Annotated in this window: 19 protein-coding genes and 2 pseudogenes; 14 read left to right on the top strand and 7 right to left on the bottom strand. The window is 61.6% G+C overall.

The features are described from left to right. Nucleotides 1-184 precede the first annotated feature (184 nt). Complete coding sequence (locus tag KI237_RS02865; RefSeq protein ID WP_212798719.1) at nucleotides 185-1,987, top strand: acyl-CoA dehydrogenase; 1,803 nt, start codon at nucleotides 185-187, stop codon at nucleotides 1,985-1,987. A 198-nt stretch (nucleotides 1,988-2,185) separates the two neighbouring features. Here the strand turns inward: KI237_RS02865 and KI237_RS02860 are convergent, their stop codons facing one another. Further along, on the bottom strand, nucleotides 2,186-2,488 hold the full coding sequence (locus KI237_RS02860) for a cell division protein ZapA (protein WP_212798718.1): 303 nt from the start codon (nucleotides 2,486-2,488) through the stop codon (nucleotides 2,186-2,188). After that, nucleotides 2,485-2,715, bottom strand: a complete 231-nt coding sequence (locus KI237_RS02855) for a hypothetical protein (RefSeq protein ID WP_212798717.1) — start codon at nucleotides 2,713-2,715, stop codon at nucleotides 2,485-2,487. The genes KI237_RS02860 and KI237_RS02855 overlap by 4 nt, the downstream gene beginning before the upstream one ends. Before the next feature lie 257 nt (nucleotides 2,716-2,972). Between KI237_RS02855 and KI237_RS30865 the strand changes: the two are divergent. The 5 genes and pseudogenes from KI237_RS30865 to selO all read left to right on the top strand — a co-directional run. Beyond that, nucleotides 2,973-3,695 (top strand): annotated as a pseudogene (locus KI237_RS30865) (MCP four helix bundle domain-containing protein); the annotation flags it as partial. A 30-nt stretch (nucleotides 3,696-3,725) separates the two neighbouring features. After that, on the top strand, nucleotides 3,726-4,598 hold the full coding sequence (locus KI237_RS30860) for a methyl-accepting chemotaxis protein (protein ID WP_502937103.1): 873 nt from the start codon (nucleotides 3,726-3,728) through the stop codon (nucleotides 4,596-4,598). 315 nt (nucleotides 4,599-4,913) lie between these two features. Further along, complete coding sequence (locus KI237_RS02845; protein ID WP_212798715.1) at nucleotides 4,914-6,656, top strand: potassium/proton antiporter; 1,743 nt, start codon at nucleotides 4,914-4,916, stop codon at nucleotides 6,654-6,656. Nucleotides 6,657-6,690: 34 nt separating this feature from the next. Beyond that, complete coding sequence (gene mscK / locus KI237_RS02840; protein ID WP_212798714.1) at nucleotides 6,691-10,053, top strand: mechanosensitive channel MscK; 3,363 nt, start codon at nucleotides 6,691-6,693, stop codon at nucleotides 10,051-10,053. Between the two features lie 36 nt (nucleotides 10,054-10,089). Next, a complete protein-coding gene (selO, locus tag KI237_RS02835; RefSeq protein ID WP_212798713.1) occupies nucleotides 10,090-11,553 on the top strand; it encodes a protein adenylyltransferase SelO in 1,464 nt (487 codons plus the stop codon). A 208-nt stretch (nucleotides 11,554-11,761) separates the two neighbouring features. Here the strand turns inward: selO and KI237_RS02830 are convergent, their stop codons facing one another. The 4 genes and pseudogenes from KI237_RS02830 to KI237_RS02815 all read right to left on the bottom strand — a co-directional run bounded on the left by KI237_RS02830 (nucleotide 11,762) and on the right by KI237_RS02815 (nucleotide 14,482). Continuing rightward, nucleotides 11,762-12,163 carry a helix-turn-helix domain-containing protein gene (locus KI237_RS02830; RefSeq protein WP_212798712.1) on the bottom strand — a complete coding sequence of 134 codons (402 nt, stop codon included), beginning with the start codon at nucleotides 12,161-12,163 and terminating at the stop codon, nucleotides 11,762-11,764. Then, a pseudogene (locus tag KI237_RS02825) lies at nucleotides 12,160-12,434 on the bottom strand (type II toxin-antitoxin system HigB family toxin). Before KI237_RS02825 ends, KI237_RS02830 begins: the two are co-directional and overlap by 4 nt. Before the next feature lie 165 nt (nucleotides 12,435-12,599). After that, nucleotides 12,600-12,878: a hypothetical protein gene (locus KI237_RS02820; protein WP_212798711.1), complete on the bottom strand. Its 279-nt coding sequence runs from the start codon at nucleotides 12,876-12,878 to the stop codon at nucleotides 12,600-12,602. Between the two features lie 698 nt (nucleotides 12,879-13,576). Continuing rightward, the gene (locus KI237_RS02815) at nucleotides 13,577-14,482 is read right to left on the bottom strand and encodes a LysR family transcriptional regulator (protein WP_212800542.1); all 906 of its coding nucleotides are present in this window, start codon (nucleotides 14,480-14,482) and stop codon (nucleotides 13,577-13,579) included. A 207-nt stretch (nucleotides 14,483-14,689) separates the two neighbouring features. Here KI237_RS02815 and ycaC point away from each other — a divergent pair, with 207 nt between their 5' ends. Continuing rightward, nucleotides 14,690-15,316, top strand: a complete 627-nt coding sequence (gene ycaC / locus KI237_RS02810) for an isochorismate family cysteine hydrolase YcaC (protein WP_212798710.1) — start codon at nucleotides 14,690-14,692, stop codon at nucleotides 15,314-15,316. 171 nt (nucleotides 15,317-15,487) lie between these two features. Continuing rightward, on the top strand, nucleotides 15,488-15,910 hold the full coding sequence (gene trxC / locus KI237_RS02805; protein WP_212798709.1) for a thioredoxin TrxC: 423 nt from the start codon (nucleotides 15,488-15,490) through the stop codon (nucleotides 15,908-15,910). A gap of 114 nt (nucleotides 15,911-16,024) precedes the next feature. On the opposite strand, the gene KI237_RS02800 is transcribed toward trxC, so the two are convergent. Continuing rightward, on the bottom strand, nucleotides 16,025-16,795 hold the full coding sequence (locus KI237_RS02800; protein ID WP_212798708.1) for a ParA family protein: 771 nt from the start codon (nucleotides 16,793-16,795) through the stop codon (nucleotides 16,025-16,027). A gap of 349 nt (nucleotides 16,796-17,144) precedes the next feature. Here KI237_RS02800 and KI237_RS02795 point away from each other — a divergent pair, with 349 nt between their 5' ends. Genes KI237_RS02795 through KI237_RS02770 form a run of 6 tightly spaced genes read left to right on the top strand, consistent with a single transcriptional unit; the run spans nucleotide 17,145 to nucleotide 21,369 of the window. Next, a complete protein-coding gene (locus tag KI237_RS02795; protein WP_212798707.1) occupies nucleotides 17,145-17,864 on the top strand; it encodes a beta-ketoacyl synthase chain length factor in 720 nt (239 codons plus the stop codon). Then, nucleotides 17,840-18,649: a lysophospholipid acyltransferase family protein gene (locus tag KI237_RS02790; RefSeq protein ID WP_212798706.1), complete on the top strand. Its 810-nt coding sequence runs from the start codon at nucleotides 17,840-17,842 to the stop codon at nucleotides 18,647-18,649. The genes KI237_RS02795 and KI237_RS02790 overlap by 25 nt, the downstream gene beginning before the upstream one ends. After that, a complete protein-coding gene (locus KI237_RS02785; RefSeq protein ID WP_014336216.1) occupies nucleotides 18,630-18,887 on the top strand; it encodes a phosphopantetheine-binding protein in 258 nt (85 codons plus the stop codon). The genes KI237_RS02790 and KI237_RS02785 overlap by 20 nt, the downstream gene beginning before the upstream one ends. Nucleotides 18,888-18,896: 9 nt before the next feature. Continuing rightward, the gene (locus KI237_RS02780) at nucleotides 18,897-19,151 is read left to right on the top strand and encodes an acyl carrier protein (protein WP_003197040.1); all 255 of its coding nucleotides are present in this window, start codon (nucleotides 18,897-18,899) and stop codon (nucleotides 19,149-19,151) included. Further along, the gene (locus KI237_RS02775; RefSeq protein WP_058543721.1) at nucleotides 19,148-19,693 is read left to right on the top strand and encodes a COG4648 family protein; all 546 of its coding nucleotides are present in this window, start codon (nucleotides 19,148-19,150) and stop codon (nucleotides 19,691-19,693) included. The genes KI237_RS02780 and KI237_RS02775 overlap by 4 nt, the downstream gene beginning before the upstream one ends. Continuing rightward, complete coding sequence (locus tag KI237_RS02770; protein ID WP_212798705.1) at nucleotides 19,690-21,369, top strand: ApeI family dehydratase; 1,680 nt, start codon at nucleotides 19,690-19,692, stop codon at nucleotides 21,367-21,369. Before KI237_RS02775 ends, KI237_RS02770 begins: the two co-directional genes overlap by 4 nt. Nucleotides 21,370-21,382: the final 13 nt, after the last annotated feature.

The raw sequence follows: 21,382 nt of genomic DNA, 5'->3' as shown, positions 1-21,382 counted from the left end.
GATCCAGGCGCCGCGATCCTCAAGAGACCGTGGCGCTTTCATCGCGGGCAAGCCTTGCTCCCACAAAGCTCGCTCCCACATTGATTAACGGCACCCTCACTCCTCCATCACTTAAATCAATCATCCTATTCAGCCTCCATTCCCACGCCTAGACTCGGCCCATCCCAAAAAAAGGTAGGCCGCCATGTCCGAGACGTTGCTCAGTTCCCGCAATCTGGCTTTCGAGCTGTATGAAGTCCTCGATGCCGAGGGCCTGACCCAGCGCGAGCGGTTTGCCGAGCACAATCGCGAAACCTTCGACGCGGCCCTCGCGACGGCCCGCAGCATCGCCGAGAAATTTTTCGCGCCCCACAACCGCAAGAATGATGAAAACGAACCGCGCTACGAGAACGGCGAAGCGATTCTGATTCCCGAGGTGAAACCGGCGGTGGATGCCTTCCTCGAGGCTGGCTTTCTCAACGCGGCGCGCAGCTTCGAGGCTGGCGGCATGCAACTGCCGACGCTGCTGTCCCAGGCCTGCTTCGCGCATTTCCAATCGGCCAACGCCGCTTCGACCTCTTATCCGTTCCTGACCATGGGCGCGGCGAACCTGATCGAAAGCTTCGGCAGCGAGGAGCAGAAGCAACGCTTCCTGCAACCAATGATCGACGGTCGCTTCTTCGGCACCATGGCCCTGACCGAGCCCCACGCGGGCTCTTCGCTGTCGGATATTCGAACCCGTGCAGAGCCCGCGTCTGACGGTAGCTATCGACTCAAGGGCAACAAGATATTCATTTCTGGCGGCGATCATCCGTTGTCGGAAAACATCGTGCACATGGTCCTGGCGAAATTGCCGGACGCGCCGCCGGGCGTGAAGGGCATTTCGCTGTTTATCGTGCCCAAGTTCCTGGTCAACGACGACGGCAGCCTCGGCCAGCGTAACGACGTGCTGTTGGCCGGGTTGTTCCACAAGATGGGCTGGCGTGGCACCACCTCTACCGCGCTGAACTTCGGCGACAACGGCGAATGCGTCGGTTACCTCGTAGGCAAACCGCACCACGGCCTGAGCTACATGTTCCAGATGATGAACGAGGCACGGATCGGCGTCGGCATGGGCGCGGTGATGCTGGGTTACGCCGGCTACCTGTATTCCCTGGAATACGCCCGCGAACGCCCGCAAGGCCGGGTGCCCGACAGCAAGGACCCAACCACGCCGCCGGTGGCGATCATCCAGCACGCCGATGTGCGCCGCATGCTGCTGACCCAGAAGGCCTACGTCGAAGGTTCGTTTGACCTGGGCCTGTACGCGGCGCGCTTGTTCGACGACACCACCACCCTGGAAAGCGAAGCCGAGCGCCGGCGTGCCCATGAGCTGCTGGATTTGCTGACCCCGATCGTCAAATCCTGGCCCTCCGAGTTTTGCCTGAAGGCCAACGAGCTGGCGATCCAGATTCTGGGGGGCCACGGCTACACTCGCGAATACCCGGTGGAGCAGTATTACCGCGACAACCGCCTGAACCCGATCCATGAAGGCACCCACGGCATCCAGTCCCTGGACCTGCTGGGGCGCAAGCTGGCGCAGAACGGCGGGGCCGGGCTCAAGCAATTGATCCGCCTGGTAGCCGACACCACTGAACGCGCCCAGGCCCACGCATCACTGACACCACTGCGCCAGCCGCTGGAAGCGCTGGTGGCACGCCTGCAAACCGTCACCCTTGGCCTGCTGACGGACCTGGGCCAAGGCAAGGTCAACAGCAGCCTCGCCAACTCGGCGCTGTACCTGAAGGTGTTTGGGCACATGGTGATCGGCTGGCGCTGGCTGGAACAGGCGATTCGGGCCGAGGAAGGCCTGGCCAAGGGGAATGCCGCGGACAGCGACTTCTATAAAGGCAAGCTGCAAGCGGCGCGCTACTTCCTGACCTGGGAAGTGCCGGGTTGTCATCATGAACTGGCGATTCTCGAGGCGCGGGATGAGACGTGCCTGGGGATGCGGGATGAGTGGTTCTAACCCAGCGTTTGTGGCGCGGTTGACATCCCATCGCGAGCAGGCTCGCTCCCACAAGGGGTTCCAAGTGGACCGACCTGCTGTGGGAGCGAGCTTGCTCGCGAAAGCGGTGTTTCAGCCAACACAAAGGTAGCGGTGCTGACGCTATCGCGAGCGAGCTCGCCCCCACACAAGCTCCACAGTCAACCCTCGCTGGCGGTTTCAGGCCTGCTGAATGGTCTTGGCAATCACATCGACCGTGGCGCTGACTTGCTCTTGGTAACGGTCGAGTTCCGCTTGATGTTGCTTCTGCATTTCGATCTGTTGCGAACACAGGTTCATGGCCGCCAATACCAACAGGCGATCACCGATCAACGTCGGGTATTTCCTTTTCGTGTCGGCCAGGGCGGCCTTGAGCATGGCAGCGGCGTCCAGCAGGGCCTGTTCCTGCCCGGCCGGCGCCTTGATTGAATAATCTTCTCCCAGGATCGAGAGAACCGTTACCCCATCGGCACCGTGCTTCATGCGCTGACGGACCCATTGCTAGCGCGCTCGATCAACGCCTGGATACGGGCGGCGGTGGCGCCGTGCAGCTCTTCCTGTTCCATGAGGCTCAGTTGCAGGCTCTCGTTTTCATCCTTGGCCCTGGCAAGTTCCGCGTTCAGGGTTTCATTCACACCGGTGAGATGACGGTTCTGTTGCACCAGGTCGTTGACCAGTTGCTCAAGCTGGCTGAGGGATGTTTCCAACATATTGATTTCCAGGCATTTTCAAGGGGCGCGTACGATAAAGAAAAGTCACCGCCGATGCCACGGTTATGGGCGGCGGTGCTTCGCTCGCGAGTTGTAGAGACTGTAGGGAGGGGATCTGGTTCCTGCCCTTCGTCGTGTTGCAATGTCTGCCCTGCGACAAAAGTGCGCAGTCCCCTCAAGACTTTAGTCGTATGACCGATAAGTCATTAAGCAGCCGTTAACGCTCCGCACGAACACACCTCCTTCCGGTACTTCCCATGTCTCTACGAAATATGAACATCGCGCCAAGAGCGTTTCTCGGCTTTCTCCTGATCGGCGCGCTGATGCTGGCCCTTGGGGTGTTCGCACTGGTCCAGATGGGCCAGATCCGAAGTTCCGGCGAAAATATCGTCGACAACAGCGTGCCCAGTCTCAAGGCCCTGGATGAGCTCAACCAGCTCACCCTGCGCCTGCGCGTGTTGTCCTACCGCTTGTTGGTCAACCGCGAACCGGATACCCAACAGAAAACCGTCGCCCTGCTCGAACAACGCAACCAGCAGATCCGCACGGCCCAGGCGGGGTACGAAAAGCTCATCAGCTCCCCCCAGGAACGAGCCGCCTACGACAAATTGGTGCAATTGCTGGGTCAGTACCGTCAGTTCGACGAGCGGATGAGGACCCTGTCGCGCAATAATCAGCTCGAAGAATTGCGCGTACTGATCAACGGTGAAGTGCTGGATAACTCCGAGGCGATGAACGCTGCTCTCGCCCAATTGATGGAGATCAACAACCAGCAGGCCGACGCGTTCAACGTCGGGGCGGCACAACAATATTCCGAAGCCTTCAATTGGGTGGTCATGTTGCTGGTCGTTTCCACCGGCCTGACCCTGCTGTTCGCCTGGCTGCTGACCAACAGCATTACCAAGCCGATTGCCAATGCCCTGAGCGCCGCCGAGGAAATTGCCAAGGGCAACCTGACCCGCCCGATTGTCGTCGATGGCAGCGACGAAGCCGGTCGCCTGTTGCGGGCGATGTCGACCATGCAGGAAAAACTGCGCGACACGTTGCAACGGATCTCCGGTTCGGCCACGCAACTTGCTTCGGCGGCCGAAGAACTCAACGCTGTCACTGACGAAAGTGCCCGCGGCCTGACCCAGCAGAACAACGAAATCGAACAGGCCGCCACCGCGGTCAACGAGATGACCAGCGCTGTGGAAGAAGTCGCGCGTAATGCGGTGAGCACGTCTGAAGCGTCGAAAAACGCAACCACGTCCGCTGGCGATGGCCGCGACCTGGTGCAGGAAACCGTCAGCGCCATTGAACGCATGAGTGCCGACGTGCAGAGCACCGCCACGCTGATCGGCAACCTGGCCAACGAGTCCCGCGACATCGGCAAGGTGCTGGACGTGATCCGCGGCCTGGCCGACCAGACCAACCTGCTGGCGCTGAACGCCGCCATCGAAGCCGCCCGTGCCGGTGAGGCCGGTCGTGGTTTTGCCGTGGTGGCCGACGAAGTCCGCGCCCTGGCCCACCGCACCCAGCAGTCGACCAGCGAGATCGAGCGCATGATCGGCAGTATCCAGAGCGGCACCGAACACGCCGTGGATTCGATGCGCAACAGCACCGAACGCGCGGAGTCGACGCTGAACATCGCTCGCGGTGCCGGCATGTCCCTGGACACCATCAACACCGCCATCGTCGAGATCAACGAACGCAACCTGGTGATCGCCAGCGCCGCCGAAGAGCAGGCCCAAGTGGCCCGTGAAGTGGACCGTAACCTGGTGAACATCCGCGACCTGTCGGTGCAATCGGCCACCGGCGCCAACCAGACCACCGCCGCCAGTGCCGAACTGTCACGCCTGGCCGTGGACCTGAACAGCATGGTCGGGCGGTTCAGCCTTTAATCCGCAGCGAGGGAGCTTTCCCAAGAGCTGCGTATGAACTGCGTAGGAGCTGCGTAGGAGCTGTCGAGTGCAACGAGGCTGCGATCTTTCCCCAAACGCTTGAGTCCCAAGCGAAAGATCAAAAGATCGCAAGCTTCGCCAACTCCTACAGAGCCAAGCAAGAGCAAGTTCCCCTCGCCACGGTATAGCTGCCGCGCTTGTCCCCAAATCCCCAACCTTTTTTGACAGCATCACATTTCAACAGGTTAGAATCGCTGGCACGCAGACTGCATGGTCAGTCTCTGCCCGCCCTTCAGTTTTCCCGGAGTAACGCCTTTGACTGCGACGACCATCAACAGCCTGTTCTTGATCGGCGCGTTGCTGGTAGGTGCGAGCATTCTGGTGAGTTCTCTTTCGTCCCGCCTGGGCATCCCGATCCTGGTGATCATCCTGGCCGTGGGCATGGTGGCCGGTGTCGACGGCGCCGGTATTCTTTTCGATAACTACGCCACGGCCTATCTGGTCGGCAACCTTGCCTTGGCCGTCATCCTGCTCGACGGCGGCTTGCGCACGCGGGTCTCGAGCTTTCGCGTAGCGCTGTGGCCGGCGTTGTCGCTGGCCACGGTCGGGGTGCTGATCACTACCGGGCTGACCGGCCTGGCAGCGGCGTGGCTATTTAATCTGAATTTGATCCAAGGCCTGCTGATTGGCGCCATCGTCGGCTCGACCGATGCCGCGGCGGTGTTCTCGCTGCTGGGCGGCAAGGGCCTGAACGAACGGGTCAGCGCGACCCTCGAGATCGAGTCCGGCAGCAACGACCCCATGGCGGTGTTCCTGACTGTCACCCTGATCGGCATGCTCGCCAGTGGCGAAACCGGCCTGCATTGGAGCCTTCTCGGGCATCTGGTGCGCGAGTTTGGCATTGGTTCGGTGCTTGGCCTGGGCGGTGGCTGGTTGATGTTGCAACTGGTCAATCGCATCAACCTGGCCAACGGCCTCTACCCGATCCTGGTCATCAGCGGCGGCCTGGCCGTGTTCGCCCTGACCAACGCCCTGCACGGCAGCGGCTTTCTCGCGGTGTACCTGTGCGGCCTGGTGATCGGCAACCGCCCGGTGCGCAGCCGCCACGGCATCCTGCACATGCTCGACGGCATGGCCTGGCTGGCGCAGATCGGCATGTTCCTGGTGCTGGGGTTGCTGGTCACGCCCCACGACCTGCTGCCCATCGCCCTGCCCGCCCTGGGCCTGGCCTTGTGGATGATCCTGTTTGCGCGCCCGCTGTCGGTCATGGTCGGCCTGCTGCCGTTCAAGGCGTTCCACGGTCGCGAAAAAGCTTTTATCTCCTGGGTCGGCCTGCGCGGTGCGGTGCCGATCATCCTCGCGGTCTTCCCGTTGATGGCCGGCCTGCCCCACGCCCAGCTCTATTTCAACCTGGCGTTCTTTATCGTGCTGGTTTCGCTGCTGGTGCAGGGCACGAGCCTGCCGTGGGTCGCCAAGTTGCTGCATGTCACCGTCCCGCCAGAGCCGCTGCCGATTTCCCGGGCGGCGCTGGAGGTCCACGTCACCAGTGAGTGGGAACTGTTCATCTATCGCCTGGGCGCGGAAAAATGGTGCATCGGCTCGCCCCTGCGGGACCTGAAAATGCCCGAAGGCACGCGCATCGCCGCCCTGTTTCGTGGCCAGCAACTGCTCCATCCGTCGGGTAGTACGGTGCTGGAAGTCGATGATTTACTGTGTGTTATCGGCCATGAACACGACTTGCCCGCCCTGGGAAAACTGTTCAGCCAGGCGCCACAACGGGGCCTGGATTTGCGTTTCTTCGGCGACTTCGTACTCGAAGGAGACGCCCAGCTGGCCGCGGTTGCGGCACTGTACGGGTTAAAACTGGACGGCATCGATCCGGACATGTCCCTGGGCCGCTTCATTGCCCAGAAAGTCGGCGGTGCGCCGGTGGTCGGCGACCAGGTGGACTGGAACAACACCCTGTGGACCGTCGCGGCCATGGACGGGAACAAGATCGGCAAAGTGGGCGTCAGATTCCCCGAAGGAAGTCGCCCGGGTCCCGGCCTGTTCCTCTAAACTGCTCCCACTCTCACTTGCTCGACCGGTCTTTATGCCTACCCTGCGCTCCTTTTTCGCCATCGCCCTGCTGGGCCTGAGTCTCTCCGTCTGCACACTGCAAGCCGCTGATCTTCCCGCCAGCGCTTCAGTGCAGGCCAGCCTGGACAAGATTGCCGACCGCAAACTGCCGGAAGCCGACCAGAAAGCCCTGCAGGCCGTCTTGCAGAACACGCTGACTCAGCTCAGCAACAAGGCCGACTACGAACAGAAACTGCAGGCGCTCAAGCAGCAACTGGCGACCGCGCCCAAGCAGAACATCGAGAATCAACGCGAGCTGGCGCGGCTCAAGAGCACCACCGTGGTGCCAGTGGCGCAACGCTACGCCAACCTACCGATTCCCCAGCTCGAGCAAATGCTCACGGATCGCTCCACCCAGCAGGGTGACCTGCAAAAAGCCCTGGCCGATGCCAACAGCCTGATCATCACCGCCCAGACCCGCCCCGAGCGTGCCCAGGCGGAAATTTCCAGCAGCCAAACCCGCATCCAGCAGATCAACGCCACCCTCAAGGCCGGCCGAGACGCTGGCAAAACCCTGAGCGCCGAGCAGCGCGACCAGCTCAACGCCGAGCTGGCGGCGCTCAATGCGCTGATTCCGCTGCGCCGCCAGGAGCTGGCTGGCAACAGCCAACTGCAAGACCTGGGCAACGGTCAGCACGATTTGCTGATGGAAAAAATCGCCCGCATGGAGCAGGAAATCCAGGACCTGCAGAACCTGATCAACCGCAAGCGCCTGGCCCAATCCCAGGAGACGGTGACCCAGCAATCCATCGAAGCCCAGAAGGCCGGTGGCAGCAGCTTGCTGGCGACCGAAAGCGCGGCCAACCTGAAGCTATCCGACTACCTGCTCAAAAGTACCGACCGTCTCAACGAGGTCACCCAGCAGAACTTGCAGACCAAGCAACTGCTGGACAGCGTCACCCAGACCGACGCCGCCCTGGACGAGCAGATCAGCGTGCTCAAGGGCAGCCTGCTGCTTTCCAAGATCCTCTACAAGCAGCGCCAGACCTTGCCGCGTTTGAAGCTGGACCAGAACCTGGCCGACCAGATCGCCGACATCCGCCTGTACCAATTCGAAGTCAGCCAACAGCGTGAGCTGCTGAACAATCCAAGCACCTATGTCGACAACCTGCTGGCCTCCCAGCCATCGGAACAAGCCACGCCGCAACTGCGCAAGACCTTGCTGGAACTGGCGCTGACCCGCGTCGACCTGCTGGAGCGCCTGAACCGCGAGTTAAGTGCGGTACTCAACGAATCCATCACCTTGCAGCTCAACCAGAAGCAACTGCTCAGCACCGCCCAGAACCTGCGGGCGACCCTCGAAGAGCAGATGTTCTGGATTCCCAGCAACAAACCGCTGGATTTCGAATGGATGCGTACGGTGCCGGTACGCCTGGAAAAACAGATCGATTCGCTGCCCTGGGCTTCGAGCCTCAGTGAGCTGGCCGATGGCCTGACCCAGCGGCCACTGTTGTTCCTGCCCCTGGCGCTGCTGATCGGCGCGCTGCAGTGGCGGCGCAAGAGTCTCTATGCTCGCCTGAACAAGGTTCACCAGGACGTTGGTCACTTCAAGCGCGACAGCCAGTGGCACACTCCCCAGGCGATCCTGATCAATATCCTGCTGGCGATGCCGGTGGCCCTGGCACTGACCCTCTGCGGCTATGCCTTGCAGATCGACGCCCGCGGCCAGAACGCCAACCTCGGGGCGGCACTGCTGCAGATCGGCCAGGCCTGGCTGGTGTTCTACACCGCCTATAGGGTGTTGGCGCCGGGCGGCGTAGCCGAGCTGCATTTCCGCTGGGAGAAACCCCAGGTCGAATTCCTCCAGGGCTGGATCCGCCGGCTTGGCCTGGTGGTGCTGGCGTTGGTGGCCGTGGTGGCCGTGGCCGAGTTGCAACCCTCGACCCTGGCCGACGACGTGCTCGGCATGCCGGTGGTACTGACCTGCTACGCGCTGATGGCGTGGTTGCTCAGCCGCCTGCTGCTGAGCAGCCCAACGCACCAGAACACCTCGCTGTTTCGCAAGGCTGTCGGGGTGCTGTTCACCGCGCTGCCGATCGCGCTGTTCGTGGCGGTGTGCTTCGGCTACTACTACACCGCGCTGAAACTCAGCGACCGGTTGATCAATACCCTGTACCTGCTGATGTTCTGGCTGGTGATCGAAGCCACCTTCGTCCGTGGCCTGTCGGTGGCGGCGCGGCGCCTGGCCTACCAGCGCGCCTTGGCCAAGCGTCAGGCCGCCAGGGAGGCCGGCGACGGCGAAGCGGTGGTCGAGGAACCGACCCTGGACATCGAAAAGGTCAACGAGCAGTCCCTGCGCCTGATCCGCCTGGCGCTGCTGGGCGGTTTTATCGCCGCGTTGTATTGGGTCTGGTCGGACCTGATCAGCGTGTTCTCATACCTGGACAACATCACCCTCTACGAATACACCAGCGGCACTGGCGCCAACATGAGCATGGTGCCCATCAGCATTGGCGACATGCTCGGCGCGCTGATCATCATCGGCATCACCTTCGCCCTGGCGCGCAACCTCCCGGGCCTGCTGGAAGTGTTCGTGCTGTCGAAACTGAACCTCGCCCAGGGCAGCGCCTATGCCACCACCACGCTGCTGTCCTACGTGATTGCCGGCGTCGGTTTCGTCACCACCCTGTCCACCCTGGGCGTGAGCTGGGACAAACTGCAATGGCTGGTGGCCGCGCTGTCGGTGGGCCTGGGCTTCGGCATGCAGGAAATCTTCGCCAACTTCATCTCCGGCATCATGATCCTGTTCGAGCGCCCGGTGCGGATCGGCGACACCATCACCATCGGCAACCTGTCGGGCACGGTGAGCAAGATCCGCATTCGTGCGACCACCATCACCGACTTCGACCGCAAGGACATCATTGTCCCGAACAAGACCTTCATCACCGGGCAACTGATCAACTGGTCGCTGACCGACACCGTGACCCGGGTGACCCTGAAACTGGGCGTGGACTACGGCTCGGACCTGGACCGGGTGCGCGAATTGCTGCTCAAGGCCGCGCGGGAGAACCCACGTGTGCTGAAGGAACCGGAACCGATCGTGTACTTCCTGAACTTCGGTGAAAGCACCCTGGACCATGAACTGCGCATGCACGTGCGCGACCTCGGCGACCGCAACCCGGTGCTGGATGAGATCAACCGCTTCATCAACCGTGAGTTCAAGAAGGAGCACATCAACATCTCCTTCCGACAGATGGAAATCTATCTGAAGAACCTTCAGGGCCAGGAATACAAACTGGTACCCACCGAGCCTGACAAAAAATCCATCACGCCCGTGCCCTCGACCGTAGCCAACATCAAACCGGTGCCCGAGCCACCGCAAGATATACTCGACTGATCGCGGGGTGCCAGCAGGCATCGCGCCGGAGACGCCATGAAAACGCTGGAAACCCTGACCTTCGATAACCGTTTCGCCCGCTTGGGCGACGGTCTATCGACCCACGTACTGCCCGAGCCGATCGACAATCCGCGGCTAGTGGTCGCCAGCCCGGCAGCCATGGCGTTGCTCGACCTCGATCCGGCCGAAGCCCAGGCACCGCTGTTTGCCGAGATCTTTGGCGGCCACAAGTTGTGGGCCGAAACCGAGCCCCGGGCGATGGTGTATTCGGGGCATCAGTTCGGTCACTACAACCCGCAATTGGGCGACGGCCGCGGGTTGCTGCTGGGTGAGGTGTACAACGAGGCCGGTGAGCACTGGGACCTGCACCTCAAGGGCGCCGGCCAGACGCCGTTCTCACGGATGGGCGACGGGCGCGCGGTGCTGCGCTCCTCGATTCGCGAATTTCTCGCTTCCGAAGCCCTGCATGCCCTGGGCATCCCCACCACCCGCGCCTTGTGTGTGATCGGCTCGGACACGCCGGTGTGGCGCGAAAAGCAGGAGCGCGCCGCCATGGTGCTGCGCCTGGCGCCCAGCCATGTGCGCTTCGGGCATTTCGAATATTTCTACTACACCAAGAAACCCGAGCTGCATGCGGCCCTCGCCGAACACGTATTGAACCTGCATTTTGCCGAGTGCCGTGAACAGCCGGAACCGTACCTGGCGATGTTCCGCGAAATCGTCGAGCGCAACGCCGAGCTGATTGCAAAATGGCAGGCCTATGGTTTCTGTCACGGCGTGATGAACACCGACAACATGTCGATCCTGGGCATCACCTTCGACTTCGGGCCGTTCGCCTTCCTCGACGACTTCGACGCCAACTTCATCTGCAACCACTCCGATGACCAGGGCCGCTACTCGTTCAGCAACCAGGTGCCTATCGGCCAGTGGAATCTCAGCGCCCTGGCCCAGGCCTTGACGCCGTTCATCAGCGTCGAAGCCCTGCGTGAGACCCTTGGCTTGTACTTGCCGCTGTATCAGGCCCACTACCTGGACCTGATGCGCCGCCGCCTCGGCCTGACCCTTGCCGAAGAAGACGACCAGAAACTGGTGGAGCGTTTGCTGCAATTGATGCAAAACAGCGGCGTCGACTACAGCCTGTTCTTCCGCCGGCTGGGCGATCAATCCCCCGCGCAAGCCGTCGCCACCTTGCGCGATGACTTTGTCGACCTCAAAGGTTTCGATGCCTGGGGCGAGCTCTATATCGCCCGCATCAACCGCGACGGCGCCATTGACCAAGACCAGCGCCGCGCCCGCATGCACGCGGTGAACCCGCTGTATGTGCTGCGCAACTACCTGGCGCAGAAAGCCATCGACGCCGCCGAATCCGGTGACTACGACGAAGTCCGCCGTCTGCACACCGTGCTGAGCAACCCCTTCGAAGAACAACCGGGCATGGACAGCTATGCGCAACGTCCGCCGGAGTGGGGCAAGCATCTGGAGATCAGTTGCTCGTCGTAGCCCTCCCGCCAAACACATAACCCTGTGGCGAGGGAGCTTGCTCCCGCTGGGCTGCGTTGTAGGAGCTGTCGAGTACAACGAGGCTGCGATCTTTCCCCAGACACTTGAGTCTAAAGCGAAAGATCAAAAGATCGCAGCCTTCGGCAGCTCCTACAGAACCGAGCGGGAGCAAGCTCCCTCGCCACAAAACAATGAGCACGCCCAGCCATCAAATAAAGGTTTCAACCGATACGCCGAAGCGTTCCGCCAACCAGCGGATCTGCCTCAAATTGAGCTGGCGCTTGCCGCTCAATATCTCCGACACGACCGACTGGGTGCCTATGCCCGGCAAATCGCTCTGGCTCAAGCCGTGTTCGCGCATCAGATAACGGAGCGCCTCAACGCCAGTTGCCTTGGGCATCGGCCGGTGTTGATGATCCCAGGCCTCGATCCATTCACCGATGATGTCCACCAGGCTCATCAGCGGATGGGCTTCTTCTTCGCCAACCAATTCCAACAATTCATCGAGCGCCGCGACCAACCGGTCGTAATCCTCTTCGCTCCTGGGCTTACGCAACAAGGGCGACACAAACTCCCAATGGGCGGCGACTTGTTCGATCAGTGCACTCATCCCTTTTCCTCCTTCCACTTGCCTCTGTCGTATTCCCGATGGTCAAGCACGCATTTGATATACAGACGCTGCGCTCGGTATCGAATCACCGCAATCAGCCGCAACTTGTTTCCACCGATGTCAAACACATGCAGCGGACCGACCTTGTCGGTTGCCGGAAATATGGATTTCATCGCTGCGAAATCAGCCGATACCATTGATCCAACGCATTCGCTGAATGTGGCCATTTCTCCTTGGCCTCCCAAATGCGTTTCTCAGTGATCACATGCATGCAACGTCCTTATCGCATTTTGCTATGGGGAAGTTAAACACAAATCTGGCGCATCGCAAATTGCGATAGCGCCAGTTAGACAAATGGTTAGTTCTTGCTGGTTTCCAGCCTAGTCGCCAAAAGCTTTAGGTCTCGGTAAGAAATGTGAGCAGATATGAGTCCTGCTCACCCAACCTTATCGTTCCCCTGCTCAGGCGTCTCGATGCCCGGTTCCGTCTCGGCACCCTCTTCGCCAACCGGTTTGGCCGGCGTTTTTTTCTCCGGGTAACCGGGCATGCCGCGGGCGTCTCCAGGGGTCAGTTCATCCCGGTCGTGGCGGCGGTCGGTGGCGTAGGACGGGGCGGCGTTGGGGTCTTCGTCGCGGCCGGCGGTGCCGAGGACGAAGCCGTCGTCGTTGGGGTTGTCCACTGCCTGGGGAGTGGCTGGGTCTTGAGGATGGCTCATGGGACCTCCTGAGTCTGCAAACAGATACGTGGTGTCTTTTTGAGGCCGTGACACCTTTTCAGTGCGGCGCACCTGATGAATGGCAGCCTTGAGTACAAGCCCCACAATGGGATTGGAGTACGAGAGGGAGAGCAAGGCCGGCTGTCAGGCCGCCTTCGCGAGCAAGCTTTGCTCCCACAGGACCTGCTCAAACAAGTCTGATGGGTGTACGACCGGGAGAGCCAGGTCGGCTGTCAGGCCCGCCTTCGCGAGCAAGCTTTGCTCCCACAGGACCTGCTCAAACAAGTCTGATGGGTGTACGACCGGGAGAGCCAGGTCGGCTACTAGGCCGCCTCGCGGTGGACGTTGATTTCGGGCGCCCCGTTAGCCACGCTGGCCGAACGCAGGCATTGTGGAGTGGGCATCCCGGCATGGATGCCGGGATAGCCGCGCTGGGCCATGGATGGCCCTTCGCGGCGGGCCCACGGAACAATGCCGGAGTGAGGGCATGCCGAGCCTAAGCGAGGCACCGAGTGGTGGGGCAGAAGCGTTTTGCTTACTTTTGCGCTTCTCAAAAGTGAGCCGCCGTAAGGGCGGAACCATAAGCCGCCGTGACCGCACAATGGATATGTACCCAGTCAAAAACCCCGACCAACTATCAGGCCACCATCCCAAGCAAGCCCACCCAAGGGAAATACGCTGGCATAGCTGCCTCCACGCTACGCCATATCACTCTGGCTGAATTCCTCGGCCAGAAAATCAATCAGCGTACGCACCGACGGCAGCAACCCCCGGCGCGAAGCAAAGATCGCATGGACGATCCCGCACTTGGGCGTCCAGCCCGGTACCAGTTCCACCAGCCGGCCAGCGGCTATGTCTTCGCGCACCACCACGGTGGGCAGGTGAGCGATGCCAATGCCGGCCAGCACGGCATGACGCAGGGCCAGCAGGTCGTCGGTGACCATGCGCGGTTCATGGCGGATCAGCGCGCGGGTGCCGTCCGGGCCGAACAATTCCCACTGGTATTCACGCTGCGCCGCGCCCCAGTGCACGCTGGGCAAGCCGTTGAGGTCCGCCGGGGACGCGGGTGAAGACAAACGCTCCAGGAACGCCGGGCCGCCCACCAGGCATTGGGTGCTGTTGCTCAGTACTTTCATGACCATGTCGGTGTTTTCCAGCGGCGGAAAGCGCACTCGCAAGGCAATGTCGAACCCTTCATGGATCAGGTCCACCCGGCGGTTGGTGCTCTCGATGAACAACTCCACCCGTGGGTACTTGAGCATGTAGCGGGTCAGCATCGGCCCGACCCAACTGTTGAGTAGCGCCGTCGGGCAACTGATGCGCACCAGCCCCTGGGGCTCGGAGCGGTTGCGCTCGATCACTTCCGCCGCGCTCTCGGCTTCGACCCGCATCGCCAGGCAGCGCTGGTAATAGGCCTGGCCGATCTCCGTCAACGTGCAGTGGCGGCTGGTGCGATGGAGCAACCGCACCCCGAGCCGCTCCTCCAACTGGGCAATACGCCGGCTGAGTTTCGACTTGGGCATGTCCAGCGCCCGGCCAGCGGCGGCGAAACCGCGGTGCTCGACCACCTGGGTGAAATAGTAAAGCGTGTTGAGGTCTTCGATGATCGTTCTCCAAATAGAACGCTAAGGCGGATTTTTGCAGTCTAGCGCATCAAAGGTGCCAGTTTTAATCTACACCCATCGAAACGCAACACGGATTGAAGCCGGACGCTTCGACCGGATGAGTCACCGATCAATCGCTACACCGACATTTGAAAACCTTAACCACGCCGAAACCTTCGGCAACCAAAACTTAAAGAGGACTACGCCATGACCACTTCCTACAACCGTCTCGACAAAGATAACGCCGCCGTCCTGCTGGTGGACCACCAAGCCGGCCTGCTGTCCCTGGTGCGCGACATCGACCCGGACCGCTTCAAGAACAACGTGCTGGCCCTGGCCGACCTGGCGAAGTACTTCCAGTTGCCGACCATCCTCACCACCAGCTTCGAAACCGGCCCCAACGGCCCCCTGATGCCCGAGCTCAAGAACCTGTTCCCGGACGCGCCGTACATCGCTCGTCCCGGCCAGATCAACGCCTGGGACAACGAAGATTTCGTCAAGGCCATCAAGGCCACCGGCAAGAAGCAACTGATCATCGCTGGCGTGGTGACTGAAGTCTGCGTGGCCTTCCCGGCACTGTCGGCCTTGGCTGAAGGCTTCGACGTGTTCGTGGTGACCGATGCCTCCGGCACGTTCAACGAGCTGACACGTCAATCGGCCTGGGACCGCATGTCGTCCTCCGGTGCGCAACTGATGACCTGGTTCGGCCTGGCGTGTGAGCTGCACCGCGACTGGCGCAACGATGTGGAAGGTTTGGCAACCCTGTTCTCCAACCACATCCCGGACTACCGCAACCTGATGACCAGCTACAACACGCTGACCAACGCAAAATAACCGGCAACACATACCCCCTGTGGGAGCGAGCCTGCTCGCGATAGCGGTCTGACAGTCAATGCCTTCTTGACTGATATTCCGAAATCGCGAGCAAGCTCGCTCCCACAAGTTTTTGCGGTGGTTTCTATATAGTGTTCGATCTGTGCCAATGATTTTCTGGAGACTGACCTGATGCTGATCCCCTGCCCCCATTGCAACGGGCTCAATCGCATACCCGTCGAACGCCTGGGCGACCAGCCCAAGTGCGGGCGCTGCAAGGCCCAGGTGTTATTGAGCAAGCCGTTCGAACTCAAGCAAGGCGACTACGCCAGCCAGATCAAGGGCGACCTGCCGTTGCTGGTGGATGTTTGGGCCGATTGGTGTGGACCGTGCAAGTCCTTCGCGCCCGTGTTCGAACAGGCCGCCGCGCAACTGACAGGCAAATGCCGGCTGGCCAAGCTCGACAGCGAAGCCAACCAGCCGTTATCGGCGCAGTTGGGGATCCGTTCGATTCCCAGCCTGATTCTGTTCAAGGATGGCCGGGAGGTGGCGCGCCAGAGCGGGGCGCTGCCGTTGCCGCAGCTGATGGGGTGGTTGCGCAGCCAGGGGATTTGAATCAAAGCACTGTGGGAGCGAGCTTGCTCGCGATAGCGGTGTATCAGTCAATACTGCATCGACTGCCCGGCAGCTATCGCGAGCAAGCTCGCTCCCACAATGGATCTCTATCGGTCAGGCGCTTTCCAGCAGGCTATGCAATTCCATGAACTGCTGGGTCAGTTTGTGCCGTGGGTCAAGGTGGATCAGCGGCAGGCTGGCCTGGTGGGATTCGCGCATGCGCACCGAACTGCTCAGGTACACCGGCAATACGGGCAGGCCTTCGGCGATCAGTTCGTCGAGAATCTGCTGCGGCAGGCTGGCCCGGGCCTGGAACTGGTTGACCACAATGCCTTCGACTTCCAGGCCTTCGTTATGGTCCTCCTTGAGCTCTTCGATTTCCGCCAGCAGGCCGTACAGGGCCTGACGGGAGAAGCTGTCACAGTCGAAGGGGATCAGCACCCGATCAGCGGCGATCAACGCTGAAACCGCGTAGAAATTCAGCGCGGGCGGGGTGTCCAGGTAAATCCGGTCGTAATCCTCCTCCAGCTCTTCAAGCAGTTTGCGCAGCTTGTTGATCTTGTGCTTGGCCTCAAGCTTGGGCTGCAAATCCGTCAGCTCCGCCGTGGCGGTGATCACGTGCAAGTTGTCGAACGGCGTTTCGTAGATATCCACCTTGTTCTTTTTCGAGAACGGCCCGGACGACAGCGTTTGCTTGAAGAAATCGGCAATGCCCATGGGAATGTCATCGCCGGTCAAGCCAGTCAGGTATTGAGTGGAGTTGGCCTGGGCGTCCAGGTCCACCAACAGCGTGCGATAGCCCTCGCTGGCGCTGACTGCCGCCAGATTGCAGGCGATGCTGGACTTGCCCACGCCACCTTTCTGATTGAACACCACGCGCCGCATGTCAAAACCTCCGTGTATCAAAGATTCCCGAGTGTAGTAGGCAGCGACACCGCTTAGCTACCTTCTGCGTAGAAGGACTACGGCAACAGTGGCGTTTCCAACAATCGAAGCGTCAATTCGCTCGACAAATGACAGAAAAAACCGACAGACAGGCCGGCAATAGTCGTGACAATAGTTCGCGACTGAACCAAGCCGTACATTTCGCTGGACAATATGTAACCAGTATTTGCTACAAGCCAACCGCACCGGGATAATGCGCGCCACTTGGGTCGCAAGGCCATGCAGGGTTGGACGCGGGTCAAACCACTGAACCGTGACAATAAAAGCCCGCAGGGGTGGGGTGTAGTTTGTGATCAATTTCAATATCGCCCAATGGCGCACGTGGGCCCCTGGGCTCGAAAGCGTGGCCGATTGGCAGGCATGGAGCCGACAGCCGGTCGTATTGCCGGCCAGCGATGCCGCCCCTGACGTTTCGTTCCTGCCGGCCATGCAGCGCCGGCGCCTCAGCCGCCTGGCGCGGATGGCCTTCAGCGTCGGCTGGCCACTGGCCGAGGGCCGGTCGGACCTACCGTTGGTCTTTATTTCCCGCCACGGCGAAACCCCGCGCACTTTTGAGATTCTCAAGGACCTGGCAGCCGACCAGCCTTTGTCGCCGACCCAATTCAGCCTGTCGGTGCACAACGCGGTGATTGGCCTGTGGTCGATCATGCGCGGCGAAACCAGCGAAATGACCGCCCTGGCCGCGACCGGGGACGGGCTGGAACACGGTGTGCTGGAGGCTGTCGCGCTATTGAACGAAGGATCGCCTGCGGTGCTGCTGGTGATCACCGAAGAACAGCCTCCGCAAGTCTATGCGCCGTGGGTCGACGACGTGCCGTTTCCATATGCCATGGGCCTGCTGCTGACCCCGGGCGATGACTGGCAACTGGACCTGCGCGCGCAGGCCGGCCAATCGTCTGGTAGCGACTGGCCCCATGCCCTGGATCTATTGCGTACCCTGCTGAACAACGAAACCACCTGCCAACATGCCTGGAAGAATCGTGTATGGACCTGGCAACGCAACCGGTGACCGGTAAACATCGCGACGCCTATTGCTGGCGCCTGGTCGCGACCGCTGCAAGCTTCGCCCTGTTCGGGCTGGGCGGGCTGTGCCTGCGTTTACTGGTGTTCCCGTTGCTGGCCTGGTGGCCCGGCGATGCCCAGGCCCACCGCCAAAGGGCCCGCCGCACGGTCGGGCGGTTGTTCTGGTTCTTTATTCGGTTCATGGCCCGTACCGGGGTGCTCACCTATCAGATCGATGGCGCCGAACGACTCGGGCGCCCCGGGCAGATGATCATTGCCAACCACCCGTCGCTGATCGACGTGGTGTTCCTGATCGGGCTGGTGCGCGACGCCAACTGCGTGGTCAAGCAAAGCCTCTGGGACAACCCCTTTACCCGGGGCCCCCTGCATTCGACCCAATACATCAGCAACGACGGCAGCATGGACATGCTCGATGCCGCCAGCGACGCCTTGCAAGAGGGCCAGACGCTGATCGTCTTCCCCGAAGGAACGCGCACCCAGCCAGGCCAGGTGCCGGCCTTTCATCGGGGGGCGGCGGCCATCGCCCTGCGGGGTGCGAAAATCCTCACGCCCGTCACGATCAAGGTCTGCCCCACGACCCTGACCAAGGCCGAACCCTGGTATCGCATCCCCCAGCGCCGCGTGCACTTCAGTTTTCATGTCGGGGCCGATATAGACCCACAGGCGTTCGCCGCGCTCGGCCCGCCACCCCAGGCTTCGCGCAGGCTCAACGATTTTTTGCATCACTATTACATCAAGGAGCTCGCCGAAGATGAGCGATCTGCACCGTGACATCAAACAGCTGATCATCGACGCCCTCGGCCTGGAAGACATCGGCATCGACGACATCGGCGACCACCAGACCCTGTTCGGCGAAGGCCTGGGCCTGGACTCGGTGGATGCCCTGGAGCTAGGCCTGGCGATCCAGAAGGAGTACGGCATCAAGATAGACGCCGACGCCAAGGACACCCGTAACCATTTCAGCAATGTGGCAAGCCTTGCGGCCTTCGTCACTGCAAAACGCCCCTGAGACCGGATCATGCAAACTCGTGACGATATTTTCCACACCCTGCGCGATGCTCTGGTCGAGCTTTTCGAGCTGGACCCTGAGCGTGTGACGCTGGAATCGAACCTCTACCAGGACCTGGAAATCGACAGCATCGATGCGGTCGACCTGATCGACCATATCAAGCGTCAGACCGGCAAGAAAATCGCTGCCGAAGAATTCAAGTCGGTGCGCACCGTCAATGACGTGGTCGAGGCGGTTTATCGACTGGTCCAACCGGCCGCATGACCCGGCTGATTGGCCTCGGCCTGCTGCTGGCGGGCCTGCTGTACCCCTTTGCGGTGTATTTCGGCATGGAGCACTTCGCCCCGTGGCAGTTCGGGCTGCTGCTGGGTAGCCTGTGGCTGGCCCGGGCATTGCTTGGCAAGGGTGGGGCCGGCAGCCGCTGGATGGCGGCCACGGCGATCGTGTTTTGCATATTGCTCGCGCTGTTCGACAGCCCGCTCCTGCTGCGCTGGTACCCGGTGCTGATCAGCGCGTTCATGCTCGGGCTGTTCGTGCTGAGCCTGAAATACGGCCCGCCGATGATCGAACGCCTGGCCCGCCTGCGCGAACCGCAGCTGCCGGCCAAGGCGGTGGTGTATACCCGCCAGGTCACGGTGGCCTGGAGTGTGTTTTTCCTATGTAACGGTTTGCTCGCCGCCGCCCTGACCCTCTGGGCGCCGCTGAGCTGGTGGATGTTGTACACCGGCCTGATTTCCTACGGATTGATGGGGCTGCTGTTTGCCATTGAATGGCTCATACGACAACGGGTAAGAGGCCGCCCATGAATTGGATAACACTTGAGCAGATGCTGCTCAAGGCTCAGCCGGAACGCACCGTTGCGGTCGATCCGGCGCTGAATCACTCGCAACTGCGGGACGCGGCGTTGCGCCTGGCGACCGGCCTGCATGCCCGGGGCGTGCGGCAGGTGGCGGTGCACCTGGAAGATGCCGCCGACCTGGCCGTCGCCCTGCTCGGTGCCTGGCGCGCTGGGGTCCGGGTCCTGCTTCCCGCCGACTTGCAAGCGCAGACACGCCAGCGCTGGGCGGCGGACGTGGACCTGTGGCTGACCGACCAGCCCGGCGACACCCATCCCGGCGACCTGCAACAGGCGCCGATGGACGCCGCCGAACTGGATTTGGATCACTGCTGGCTGAGCCTGTGCACTTCTGGCTCCAGCGGCGAGCCCAAGCGCATCGAGAAAACCCTGCGCCAGTTGAGTAACGAGGTCCAGGCCCTGGAGCACCTGTGGGGTGCCGACCTGGGCCCGGCCTGCATGATCGGCAGCGTGGCTACCCAGCACATCTACGGGTTGCTGTTCCGGGTGCTCTGGCCCCTGTGCGCCGGGCGGGCGTTCGTGCGGCGGCAATTGGCGTTCCCCGAAGACCTGCAACGCGCCAGCCGCGACCAACCGGCGTTCGCCTGGGTCGCCAGCCCGGCGCTGCTCAAACGCATGGGCGATAACCTCGATTGGCCGACCCTGAGCAGCGTGCGCCGGGTGTTCTCCTCTGGCGGCGCCTTGCCACCCGACGCTGCACAAAGCTTGCAGCAGCGCCTGGGGCAATGGCCGACGGAAATTTTCGGCAGTTCGGAAACCGGCGGCATCGCCTGGCGCCAGGGTAGCGGATTGTGGCAACCCTTTGCCGACGTCGAACTGAGCCAGGACAGCGACGGCGCCTTGCTGATCGCCTCGCCCTATCTGCCGACCGGGCATGTGGAACACACCGCTGACGCGGCCCGAATCGCAGAAGATGGGCGCTTTGAGCTCCTCGGACGACTAGACCGTATCGTCAAACTCGAAGAAAAACGCATCTCCCTGCCGATGCTCGAACAAGCGCTGGTGGCCCACGACTGGGTCAGCGAAGCGCGGCTGGGGGTGGTGCAGGAGAATCGTGCCTCCCTTGGCGCGCTGCTGGTGCTGAGCGAGGCTGGCCTGCGTGCCTTGCGCAATCAGGGCCGTCGCGCCGTTACCGAAGGCCTGCGCCGGCACCTGAGCGAACATTGCGAAACCCTCGCCCTGCCACGGCGTTGGCGCTGGTTGCGGCAGTTGCCGCTCAACGCCCAGGGCAAGCTGCCCCAGGCCGAGGTCGAGGCGCTGCTGATGGCGCCACGCCCCAAGGCGCCTGAAGTGTTGGAACACGTCGAAACCGACGGTGAGTGGAACCTGCAACTGGTCGTGCCTGCGGACCTTGCGTACTTCAGCGGCCACTTTCCCACAGCGCCGGTACTGCCGGGCGTGGTGCAGGTCGATTGGGCCTTGAGCCTGGGCCGCCAATTGCTGGACCTGCCGCCCCGATTCGTCGGCATGGAAGTGCTGAAATTCCAGCAACTGGTCCGCCCCGGCGATCAGGTCCAACTGCACCTGCGCTTCGACCGCGAACGCGGCAAGCTGTACTTCGCCTACCGCAATGACACGGCGGCCTGTTCCAGTGGACGGATTGTGCTGGGGATGACTCATGATTAATTGCACCGCCCTC

Origin of the sequence: Pseudomonas sp. St316 (assembly GCF_018325905.1) — a bacterium.
Classification (GTDB): domain Bacteria; phylum Pseudomonadota; class Gammaproteobacteria; order Pseudomonadales; family Pseudomonadaceae; genus Aquipseudomonas.
Note: the sequence above shows the minus strand (reverse complement) of the source record. Positions and strands in the feature narration are given on the sequence as shown.

Excerpts from the sequence above, each read along its gene's own strand:
- ycaC (WP_212798710.1), top strand. The coding sequence starts at position 14,690 with ATGACCACTTCCTACAACCGTCTCGACAAAGATAACGCCGCCGTCCTG.
- KI237_RS02820 (WP_212798711.1), bottom strand. The coding sequence starts at position 12,878 with ATGAGCCATCCTCAAGACCCAGCCACTCCCCAGGCAGTGGACAACCCC.
- mscK (WP_212798714.1), top strand. The coding sequence starts at position 6,691 with ATGCCTACCCTGCGCTCCTTTTTCGCCATCGCCCTGCTGGGCCTGAGT.
- KI237_RS02860 (WP_212798718.1), bottom strand. The coding sequence starts at position 2,488 with ATGAAGCACGGTGCCGATGGGGTAACGGTTCTCTCGATCCTGGGAGAA.
- KI237_RS02830 (WP_212798712.1), bottom strand. The coding sequence starts at position 12,163 with ATGAGTGCACTGATCGAACAAGTCGCCGCCCATTGGGAGTTTGTGTCG.
- KI237_RS02790 (WP_212798706.1), top strand. The coding sequence starts at position 17,840 with ATGGACCTGGCAACGCAACCGGTGACCGGTAAACATCGCGACGCCTAT.
- selO (WP_212798713.1), top strand. The coding sequence starts at position 10,090 with ATGAAAACGCTGGAAACCCTGACCTTCGATAACCGTTTCGCCCGCTTG.
- KI237_RS02775 (WP_058543721.1), top strand. The coding sequence starts at position 19,148 with ATGACCCGGCTGATTGGCCTCGGCCTGCTGCTGGCGGGCCTGCTGTAC.
- KI237_RS02770 (WP_212798705.1), top strand. The coding sequence starts at position 19,690 with ATGAATTGGATAACACTTGAGCAGATGCTGCTCAAGGCTCAGCCGGAA.
- KI237_RS30860 (WP_502937103.1), top strand. The coding sequence starts at position 3,726 with ATGTCGACCATGCAGGAAAAACTGCGCGACACGTTGCAACGGATCTCC.
- KI237_RS02800 (WP_212798708.1), bottom strand. The coding sequence starts at position 16,795 with ATGCGGCGCGTGGTGTTCAATCAGAAAGGTGGCGTGGGCAAGTCCAGC.
- KI237_RS02865 (WP_212798719.1), top strand. The coding sequence starts at position 185 with ATGTCCGAGACGTTGCTCAGTTCCCGCAATCTGGCTTTCGAGCTGTAT.
- KI237_RS02780 (WP_003197040.1), top strand. The coding sequence starts at position 18,897 with ATGCAAACTCGTGACGATATTTTCCACACCCTGCGCGATGCTCTGGTC.
- KI237_RS02785 (WP_014336216.1), top strand. The coding sequence starts at position 18,630 with ATGAGCGATCTGCACCGTGACATCAAACAGCTGATCATCGACGCCCTC.
- trxC (WP_212798709.1), top strand. The coding sequence starts at position 15,488 with ATGCTGATCCCCTGCCCCCATTGCAACGGGCTCAATCGCATACCCGTC.
- KI237_RS02855 (WP_212798717.1), bottom strand. The coding sequence starts at position 2,715 with ATGTTGGAAACATCCCTCAGCCAGCTTGAGCAACTGGTCAACGACCTG.